Here is a 9,600-nt window from a genome sequence, read left to right on the forward strand (position 1 = left end):
TTAGGTTTGTTTTTATCGTTTGTCGGGGCAAGAGGATTTATCTAAAGTTAATTTGTCGGCAACAAGCACGACTAACCAAACAGGAAGATAATCATGAAACGTACACTTTTGAAAACCATCGCTCTTGGCTCATTCTTAACTTGCTCAGCTGCTGCAATGGCTGATCAAAGTGACTACAAATTAATGGTTATTGAAGATTCTGTAACAGCAGCGCCGGAGTTTGAACAGCCATTTAATAGCTGTGCACTTAATGTAGAGTCTAAAAACTACACAGAAGCGGAAGCCATTTGTACACAAGCAATAGCCTTATTAAAAGAAAGCCGCGGCCCACGTTTAAAAGTACGCGAACTTACATCGTTTGCATTAAGTAACCGTGGGGTAGCCCGCATGATGGCCAAAAAAGATACCGCAGGCCTTTCAGATTTATATGAAGCGTACCAAATCTCTAAAAACTCACTGGTATCTCATAATTTAACGCGTGCTAAAGAAGATTTATCGTTATAAATTTATTACTAAGCACTTAAAAAGCCCTCGCTAGTTTATAACTAGTGGGGGCTTTTTAGTTTTTATTTTTGAAATTAACCAATGTGAGTTGTTAATTTTTAAGTGGGTTTACCGTGTGTTCTAACTTAAATAACTATTTTAAGAGGGGTTTTAAACTTAAAATATGCTAATTACACCATTGCGTGTAGGGTTGTTCGAAAATCACAAGTTCAATTGTTTTCAAAAGCGGGATATTCTACTAAAGGCTGTGCATATATAAATATGCTAAGAGTATTAAATTTCTTTATATTTTCGCCTATTTTCATTAAAGTACTTAAAATATAGCAAATTCAGTTAATATTAATCTTTGTAAATAAGTTTATGTTTAATAGCATTTAGCTTTTTTGTGCATTTTTCTAATTAAAACTAAAAATAAATAAGTAACTGCACTTTTAATGGAACTGCGTGATTTTAGCGCAGATAAAAGGATTTAAAAATGAAATTCAAATTCAATTGCATTGTTGCATCTTTTTTTGCAGCAACTTTTAGCCTTTCTGTAACCGCCGAAGATATAGAGCTATACGTAAACCATAACGTAGAAACCGATGAGAACCCTCGTGTAGTAATTATTTTTGATACCTCCGGAAGTATGGGAAGTAAACTTCCTAACAACGGACCTAAAAAAATAGATGCCGCTAAAGATGCTATGACCCAACTGGTTAACGATAATAGCGCCATTGACTTTGGTTTAATGCGCTTTAATGGTAACAACGGTGGTTATATTATGGCTGGTTTAGGCTCATCACATGACACTATTTTAGGCCAAATTGAAAAGCTACCTGCTAGCGGAAATACCCCCGTTACAGAAACCTTATGGGAAGCCTACCTTTATATGACAGGGCAAACCGTTTGGTATGGACAAAATACCAATCAACGTGACTTTAGTGTAGAGACCAATGACAACTCTTTAACGCCCCCTGATTATATATCGCCGTTTAAGCAGGCATATGGCTCAGCCGAGCGCTGTGATAATTCTATAAATTTAATATTAATGACCGACGGCGACCCTACTCAGGATAATAATCGCAATAATGATATTAAATACTTATACAAGCAAAAGTTTGGTTACAACCCAAGTAAAACAAGTAGTAGTTATTTAGCGGCATTAGCGCAAATAATTCATGGTACGCAAGATGTTGAAATAGATCTTTACGAAGAAACACCAGAGGTGGCAGACACAGGGCGCGTATTTACTATTGGTTTTGGTAGTGGCATGAGTAGCAAAGGTAAAACGCTGCTTGAAAAAACCGCTGAACTTGGAGGAGGCGAGTACCTTCACGCAGATACCTCAGCAGAACTCTCTGAAGCATTAAATAATACCATTTCTAGAATACGTGAAGTAAACGATAGCTTTTCATCGCCTACGGTTGCCAGTAATAACGTTGACCAAACCCGCAGCCGAGACGCAATTTATTTTGCAATGTTTTACCCCGAGACTGGTGCTCGCTGGGGCGGGAATTTAAAAAAACTAGCTATGTCGGGCTCTACCATTGTTGACTCTACAGGTAATGAGGCATTAGGTGACGATGGCTTAATTAAAGAAGACGCTCGCACGTTTTGGCTACCATCAAATAAACCAGCTGATGGTAATTTAGTGGCACAAGGGGGCGTAAACTACTTACTTTCAAGTTTAGATTCACAAAGCCGTAAGCTGTATATAGATTCAGGCGGCAAAATTGTTGATTTTACTTTTGATAGAGTTAAAGAAATTTTAAATATAGTGTCAGACGCTATAGGTGGCATTATACCGGGCACAGATATAACCATCTCTGGTAATGATATTAGCTGGGCAAGAGGCATGGATGTAGATAACGAAGATGGTGATGCCTCCTCAGTAGATCAGCGTGCTAATATTTTTGGTGACCCTTTGCATTCTAAGCCGGTATCTATTGACTATGGTGATGGCAACATACGTATTTTAGTGGGCACTAATGCGGGTTTTTTGCATATGTTTAATGATAAAGGTGACACTATTGAAGAAGAGTGGGCGTTTATGCCTGCTGAACTGTTAAAAAATATACCTTCGCTTCGAACAAATAAAGCAAATACTAAAGTGTATGGCATGGATGGGCCTATTAGTGTGTTTTTTAATAATAAAAGTTTAAATAGTGAAGGCTTAAACGACGGAGTAATAGATGCCAGCAAAGGTGATGAAGTATGGGCATTTGCTGGTATGCGCCGTGGGGGTAAAAACTATTATGCACTTGATATTAGCTCACCAGATAAACCAAAACAGCTTTGGAGTAAGCCTATTGTAGGCGGCTCAGATGGGTTTGAATACCTAGCTCAAACCTGGTCAAAACCACAAATAGCCTATATTAAAGCGTTTGGAGATGAGCCTTTACTGGTATTTGGTGGCGGATACGATACAAACAAAGACAACGCGATTCGTAGCGAGGATAAATCAGGCACGGGAATTTACATTGTTAAGGCTAAAACTGGCGAAAGAGTATGGGCGTTAACGCCTGATGATAATAATTTCCAAGGTAAGCACAGTATAGCTGCCGATGTAGCAACGCTTGACTCAGATTACGATGGTTACATTGACCGCTTATATGCCACCGATACTGGGGGCAATATTTGGCGTGTGGATATGCCAGGCACTGACAAAAATAGTTTTTCTCACTACAAACTAGCAGAACTTGGCAGTTCATTAGCAACCCAAGACCGACGCTTTTTTTACAAGCCACTCGTGGCACGCACCATGTTTAGTAAAGTGAGCAAAACGAGCTATGGCGGTGAAGAAGTAACCACACGGCTAGATACGCCATACGATGCAATCGTAATAGGCAGTGGGAATCGCTCAAATCCGCTTGCAACCAATGAGCAAGATCATCTTTATATGATCCGTGATGAGCATACTGTGACTCAAACCTTCGATTCACAAAATACGCCTGAGCCCATAGTACCAAATGATTTAATGCTTATGAATGACGACCCATTTGGTAATGCACTCGATAATGTTGATGAGTTTGTAGAACTTGAAGCCGATTTAGCTGGCTTTAAAGGGTGGCGATATGAGCTAAGTAATGGCGAAAAATCATTGGCTGCAGCCACCGTGGTAGGAGGCGTAGCTTATTATACGTCGTTTACACCTGCACAAGAGTCTGATAAAAATCAGTGTTCTTTAACTGGGGGCGGCGGTGCAATGTACGCTTTTCATTTGCACTATGGCACAAAAGTGTACGACCGACTTAAATTTACGACCAGCTACGATGTACCCGATACCGCGCAGTTGTATTTTGGTGAAGGCGATTCATGTATAGACGCTAATAACAATGGATTATGTGATGTTCCAACACCTAGTGATGGCTACGAGTACGAAGAAACAATACCTGTAAGCCAAGTAAGTCAGTTTTATTTAATCGGCCCGAGCCTTACTGGTGAAGGCGCAGTAAACCCAATCAAACCACCTGAAATTAACGGCCCAGGGCTAACTGTTGTCGATGGTAAAGTTAAACTAGTAAATGACAGCATTACATTAGGTTTTGGCTTTAAAACACAGCAAACCTACATATATAAACGTGAAGAAAACGATTCTTAATCTGATTAGGTTAGCCTTAGCTCAGGAGTTACAGCGTTTTATTATTTACCGTGCATGCCTTTAAAAGGCATGCGCTAATTTTTTAGCTAATACTGTTAGCACCCAAGGCAAAGCTAGCTACGTTATGGTGTGCTGCTTAAAGATGCTCAACAATAAAATTTTTGTCTAAAATTCAACACGCCTCCTACCTAAAATAGATTACCTAACCAAGCGAATTTGTATTAATAAAAGCAAACATTGCTTTACGCTCAGCCAACCTTTATTCGCAATTAAAGTAATTGAGCATTATAGAAAGAGGGCTTATTGTCCCTATATTGAAAATAGATATACGGGTATGAATAGGTTTATGAATTGTTCGTAAATAAACCAATTTATGTGTAAATAAACATTAAATAAGTCACTAAATAGTAAAGCAATATTTGCATAAAATGGTTAAAAAAAAGATTTATAAAACTTACCTTTTTTAAAGGTTGCTAGTGCTTAATTTTACCGCTATTTTAAAGTTAAGTTGTATTGAATGGAATTAGTATGAGTTTCAAATTGATCTCTTTTTGCTACTGTATTCCCGTGCTCTTTTTAAATGGCTGCGATGAAGAAGTCGGCTTATTTAACCGCAGTAAAACACCCTCGGTAGCGCATAACAAACACACGGATTCACAAGCAAGTATTAGTGAGAAACAGCGCCTTGTTGCAGAAGGCCTCATAGAAGGGATTGTACCAAGCCACTGTAAGCACGGTGAAACAGCGTACATAAATGCAAAAATGCAAAAGGTGATACGAAACCCAACTGCAAAAGTGACTTATACACTAAAACCCACTGACAATATTTTGTCTGTGTGTGTGGCGAATGATAACTCAGCTATTACTTATCGTTATGGCAATGAGCAAAAAATTGGCCTAGAGTACACCGCTACTGCTGCGCAGCCATTTGGTAGCTACTATCGCCAAATAGGGAAAGTAGGCGAAAGTATTTTGTTTTTTAACAGAGGCAATTACTATTACTACATAATTAATGCCGGTGGTATGGGCAGTGGTGTTACAGTGAATGTATATAAAAATAAAACGCTTATAGGGGAGTTTTTCTCCGGTAATGAAGCCTATAACGATTTTGTTATTGCCAGCAATTTAGACCTACCAAAGTCGTTAGCTAAAGAGCTAAAACCACATATAAACACAATGCAATGAAAGAACTTAGCAAAGCACAGTGTCACATTATTGAACAAGGGCAGTGGTTTTCTGGCCGAGATACACACTTAAAACAATTTTTACTAAGCCACGCAAAATGTTTGAGCCTTAGCGCGCATCAATCGCTTTTTTTACGCGGTGATAAACACGACGGTATTTATGCTGTATTAAGTGGTGTGGTGCGTATTAGTGGGGTAAGTAATCATGGTAAAGAAGCTGTTTTAAGCTTTGTTGACGCCTCGTTGTGGTTTGGCGAAGTTACTTTATTTGACCGCGGCATGCGCACCCACGATGTATATGCGCAAACCGATGTAACACTGTGTTTTATTTCACAACGCGCACTGGAGCAATTGTTAAGCCAGCACCCTCATTACTGGCAAGATTTTGGGCTACTCCTTGCCCAAAAATTGCGCGTTATGTTTACTAGCTTGGAAGATCACGCACTATTAAGCGCTGAGCAGCGCGTAGCAAAACGCTTACTTATACTGTGCGCGCATTTAGTGCATAGTAATGGCCATACGTTTACTTTGTCGCAGCAACAATTGGCTGATATGACTTACCTGACACGGCAAACCGCCAATCAAATACTCAAAAAATTAGCAAAGCAGCAACTTATCGAAATTGGCTACAACAAAGTGACTATTTTAAACCAATCTGCTTTAGAGCAACTTTGTAGCCAGTAAATGTCGGCTCCCCGACAGAGTGATATTTTAAAAGCCTGATATAGTGTAAAAAAACACAATAAAAGGCACACACATGAAAACTCTACAGCAACAGCTTGGTACATACGGTTTGTACCATCGCTCTAAACGTAATGTTTTAACTCACTTTTTTGGTATTCCACTTATTGTATTTGCGGTGCTATGTTTGTTAGCGCGTATTCAAATACCCATTGGTAGCTTACTTATTGATGGTGCGCAGCTTTTTGTTTTCGCAAGCGTGGTGTATTACTTAATGCTGAGCGTGTCGCTTGGTTTAATAATGGGCGTACTGTTTACATTATTACTTTTAGCAGCGCAGCCAGTCGCGGCAATGGCTTTTTGGCCTTGGTTAAGTATTGGCGCTGGTGTATTTGTATTTGGTTGGGTACTGCAGTTTATTGGCCATTACTATGAAGGTAAAAAGCCTGCGTTTGTAGATGATTTAATTGGTTTAATTATTGGCCCTTTATATGTAACCGTTGAACTTTTATTTTTAATGGGTTTTTATAAAACCTTAGAAGATGAAGTTAACGCCATAGCAGGCCCCACCAAAGCATAATGCTAGCGGCTTATACAATAAGTATTAGCACCAACGAACATAAAAGGTAGATTACGCATGAATTATAAAAATAAAACAGTGTGGATCACAGGTGCATCATCAGGAATAGGCAAAGAGCTCGCAATACAATTTGCAGCATTAGGTGCCAAAGTTATTTTGTCAGCCAGAAGCGTTGATAAACTTAACGAACTAAAGCAAAGCTTACACGGCGATGGCCACATTATCTTGCCACTTGATTTGTCAGCACCGGAGGCTGTATTGGCTCAGGTGACTAATTTAATCAGTACATTACCTGCTATCGATATTTTAATTAATAACGGTGGGGTATCGCAACGCAGCTTATTTTTAGAAAACGACTTTAATGTTTATCGCCAATTGATGGAGGTTAACTACTTTGGCCTCATTGCACTTACCAAGGCGGTAGCGCCTAGTATGGTAGTAAGGCGCAGCGGTTCAATAGTCTCTATTAGTAGCGTAGCAGGTAAAGTAGGCTCTAAATTTAGAACGGGCTATTCAGGCTCTAAATATGCGGTAGTGGGCTTTATGGATTGCCTGCGTGCAGAGCTTGCAGAACATAACATTCATTGCTTAACTATTTGCCCTGGCTCTATTAAAACCGCCATTGCACATAATTCGTTAAACGAGCAAGGCATAGCGCAAAACAAGCCAGAGCACTCAATAGAAAATGGCATGGATGTAAGCGTAGCCGCTAAAAAAATGATCCTCGCAATTCATAACAAAAAAGACGAAGTGATTGTAGGCAAAGGCTTAAGTGGTTGGGCACCCACCATTAAACGGTTTTTCCCTCGCTTATTTAATCGATTAACCGCTAAAACCAATTATAGATAATGTAATGAATGCCAATACGCAAAAATACACAATAAGCACAGACAAAAACAAACTTAACTTTAAAGTTATTTATCACTTTATTGCTAATAGCTATTGGGCCAAAGGAATACCCAAAAGCGTGATGCAAAAAGCAATTGATAACTCAATGTGCTTTGGTGTTTACAGTGCTCAAAACGAGCAAGTAGGTTTTGCCCGCGTAGTAACCGACAACGCCACTTTTGCCTATTTGGCAGATGTATTTATTATCCCAGATTTGCAAGGTAATGGCTTGAGCAAGTTACTGGTTAAAACAATAGTAGAGCACCCTGATCTGCAAGGGCTCAGGCGCTTTTTATTAGCCACTGCTGATGCCCATGGCCTGTATGCGCAATACGGGTTTAAACCGATAGACAACCCAGCACAGCTAATGCAAATAAACCCTGCAAATGTTTATGAGGGAAATACTAGAGAGGTAGAGTAAATTGCGGCAGGGTAATGTCTATGTAAGCAACTTGTATGAATAATACAAAAAACTAATAAGCCATTGACCTCAAAGCTGATTTTAACTTATTAGGTTGAGATGTGATGCTTTTTAAAGGTGTATGATTTCCTAGTGCAGGTATATTTGTATTCATCCAATTAAGAGCGTTGGATTGTGTTTGATAATAAATAACAACTGCAAATTTCTGATCTTCACAGCACTGACTTAATAATTTACTCTCAAATTCACACTCATTAAATTTCGGCTCGCATAACATCATTCATACACATAACGCCTCAACTTTGGGGCACAAATATATGGGCTAAAATTACGAGCGAAGCGAGGGTGCCCATGTATTTGTGTCCCAGCGAACGCAGTGAGTGACAACAGTTGTTTGTTAGCCGTCATATCTCATTCAGCTCTAGCTTCATTTGCTCCTTTAAAGCATTATGACAGTTTTGTACGTCCTGCCCGAATATGGTCGCTTTTTCCTGATATGAAGTGATCAAAGTTTGATCTGCCCAGAACTCTTGCGTTGACATAAATCTAAGCATTTCGGTAGAAGCGTCGGTTGCATTCTTTACCGCAATTTCTAGCTTATCTAGTAACGCGTCAACTTCCTTCGAAGCTATCAACCGAATACTATTTTGTTCAGTTTTAACTTTAAGATGTTCCTCGTTTAACTCAAATACAAGCGATTGAACGTCTTGATTATATTTAACAATTCCTTTATTTTTGGCTGCGTCATCATCTTGTAAACAAGCCGTTAAAAATTCAGCCATAATTGGCTGAAACTTCTCTACAAAGATTGAATTACACTTTCCGTGGAACTCATCAAGTAGAGAAAAGTATTTTGAGAATTGAAGCCTTTTATCCTCATATTGATATTTTCTCTTTTCAATATCTAAAGAGTGCTGTTTTTTAATTTTTTCTGTTTCGGCGCGATACTTAGCAACAATCTCCTGTTTGTCTTCTTCAAGCTGGCGATTATCTTCAATTAGTGCTCGGTTTTTACCCTTGACCTTTAAATACGCGGTCAGGTAAATCGAAAGAGCACCAAGGGCAAAGCAAAAAATATTAAATAACACTTCCATGCTCGATATAAACTCCATGACGGCTAACAGCTTTATCAAAGGACACTTTCCTCTTTTTATGAGCAAAGTATGTCCTCTTAATTATTTTTAATATTAATAACAAATCCTGTAACACATTGCGAGTATTAAACTTTAAGGCGGGGTGTTCTTTTTATGGCAGGTGGAAAGGAGGAAAGTATCCTCATTTTCTGACTTAGAAGGAAAAACGCCAGCGCAGTAAGCAAATACAGCAGTTAAAGATTTAAAATGAAAGCTAAACCCCTTTTTAAATCATTTAACCGCCACTAAAAGCTGCATCGATAATATAAGTAATCGCCTTAAGCACACTTGTTTATGTAAGCCTATTATAAAAAGTGTTTTTTGGCTGGTGGAGGCTATAAAGCGAGGTGATGAGTTATTTACTTGCCTTTTTTAGCCTCAAGCGCTTCTATTTCACTCCAGATTTTTTCTGCTTCTGCGCTTAACATGGCGTAGCTTTTAATATCGCCTTTACGCTGTGCTTGCATGCCTTGCTCAAGCTTTGCATCGTATTCTTTACGTAATTTTTTTGTCGGGTCTGATTTAAATAGTGAAAACATGGGGCTCGCTTAGTTTTATAAAAGTATTAGGACGTGTTGATCTTTGCGGATTGAAATTTGTTCAATCTAGGGGCGATTAAATCGCGG

Annotated in this window: 9 protein-coding genes; 7 read left to right on the forward strand and 2 right to left on the reverse strand. The window is 38.9% G+C overall.

What is annotated here, in order from left to right:
* Positions 1-93: 93 nt before the first annotated feature.
* The 7 genes from AABI99_RS11485 (at position 94) to AABI99_RS11515 (ending at position 7,841) form a co-directional block, all read left to right on the forward strand.
* The gene (locus AABI99_RS11485; RefSeq protein ID WP_055015172.1) at positions 94-504 is read left to right on the forward strand and encodes a hypothetical protein; all 411 of its coding nucleotides are present in this window, start codon (positions 94-96) and stop codon (positions 502-504) included.
* A 475-nt stretch (positions 505-979) separates the two neighbouring features.
* Positions 980-4,087, forward strand: coding sequence for a PilC/PilY family type IV pilus protein (locus AABI99_RS11490; RefSeq protein WP_338365921.1), 3,108 nt, complete (start codon positions 980-982; stop codon positions 4,085-4,087).
* A gap of 528 nt (positions 4,088-4,615) precedes the next feature.
* Positions 4,616-5,272, forward strand: a complete 657-nt coding sequence (locus tag AABI99_RS11495; protein ID WP_338365922.1) for a hypothetical protein — start codon at positions 4,616-4,618, stop codon at positions 5,270-5,272.
* A complete protein-coding gene (locus AABI99_RS11500; RefSeq protein WP_338365923.1) occupies positions 5,269-5,955 on the forward strand; it encodes a Crp/Fnr family transcriptional regulator in 687 nt (228 codons plus the stop codon). Before AABI99_RS11495 ends, AABI99_RS11500 begins: the two co-directional genes overlap by 4 nt.
* Before the next feature lie 73 nt (positions 5,956-6,028).
* On the forward strand, positions 6,029-6,532 hold the full coding sequence (locus AABI99_RS11505; RefSeq protein ID WP_338365924.1) for an Mpo1-like protein: 504 nt from the start codon (positions 6,029-6,031) through the stop codon (positions 6,530-6,532).
* A 57-nt stretch (positions 6,533-6,589) separates the two neighbouring features.
* Entirely contained in the window at positions 6,590-7,381 is a 792-nt protein-coding gene (locus AABI99_RS11510) for an SDR family oxidoreductase (RefSeq protein ID WP_338365925.1), read from the forward strand.
* Positions 7,382-7,385: 4 nt separating this feature from the next.
* Positions 7,386-7,841 carry a GNAT family N-acetyltransferase gene (locus AABI99_RS11515; RefSeq protein WP_338365926.1) on the forward strand — a complete coding sequence of 152 codons (456 nt, stop codon included), beginning with the start codon at positions 7,386-7,388 and terminating at the stop codon, positions 7,839-7,841.
* Between the two features lie 404 nt (positions 7,842-8,245).
* Here the strand turns inward: AABI99_RS11515 and AABI99_RS11520 are convergent, their stop codons facing one another.
* Positions 8,246-8,935: a hypothetical protein gene (locus AABI99_RS11520; protein WP_338365927.1), complete on the reverse strand. Its 690-nt coding sequence runs from the start codon at positions 8,933-8,935 to the stop codon at positions 8,246-8,248.
* A gap of 398 nt (positions 8,936-9,333) precedes the next feature.
* A complete protein-coding gene (locus AABI99_RS11525; protein WP_256845114.1) occupies positions 9,334-9,513 on the reverse strand; it encodes a DUF6435 family protein in 180 nt (59 codons plus the stop codon).
* Between the last annotated feature and the right edge of the window lie 87 nt (positions 9,514-9,600).

It is taken from the genome of uncultured Pseudoalteromonas sp., from assembly GCF_963922945.1.
In the GTDB taxonomy this organism is placed as follows: domain Bacteria; phylum Pseudomonadota; class Gammaproteobacteria; order Enterobacterales; family Alteromonadaceae; genus Pseudoalteromonas.

Coding starts and splice junctions, on each gene's coding strand:
- AABI99_RS11485 (WP_055015172.1), top strand. CDS start 94: ATGAAACGTACACTTTTGAAAACCATCGCTCTTGGCTCATTCTTAACT.
- AABI99_RS11490 (WP_338365921.1), top strand. CDS start 980: ATGAAATTCAAATTCAATTGCATTGTTGCATCTTTTTTTGCAGCAACT.
- AABI99_RS11495 (WP_338365922.1), top strand. CDS start 4,616: ATGAGTTTCAAATTGATCTCTTTTTGCTACTGTATTCCCGTGCTCTTT.
- AABI99_RS11500 (WP_338365923.1), top strand. CDS start 5,269: ATGAAAGAACTTAGCAAAGCACAGTGTCACATTATTGAACAAGGGCAG.
- AABI99_RS11505 (WP_338365924.1), top strand. CDS start 6,029: ATGAAAACTCTACAGCAACAGCTTGGTACATACGGTTTGTACCATCGC.
- AABI99_RS11510 (WP_338365925.1), top strand. CDS start 6,590: ATGAATTATAAAAATAAAACAGTGTGGATCACAGGTGCATCATCAGGA.
- AABI99_RS11515 (WP_338365926.1), top strand. CDS start 7,386: ATGAATGCCAATACGCAAAAATACACAATAAGCACAGACAAAAACAAA.
- AABI99_RS11520 (WP_338365927.1), bottom strand. CDS start 8,935: ATGGAAGTGTTATTTAATATTTTTTGCTTTGCCCTTGGTGCTCTTTCG.
- AABI99_RS11525 (WP_256845114.1), bottom strand. CDS start 9,513: ATGTTTTCACTATTTAAATCAGACCCGACAAAAAAATTACGTAAAGAA.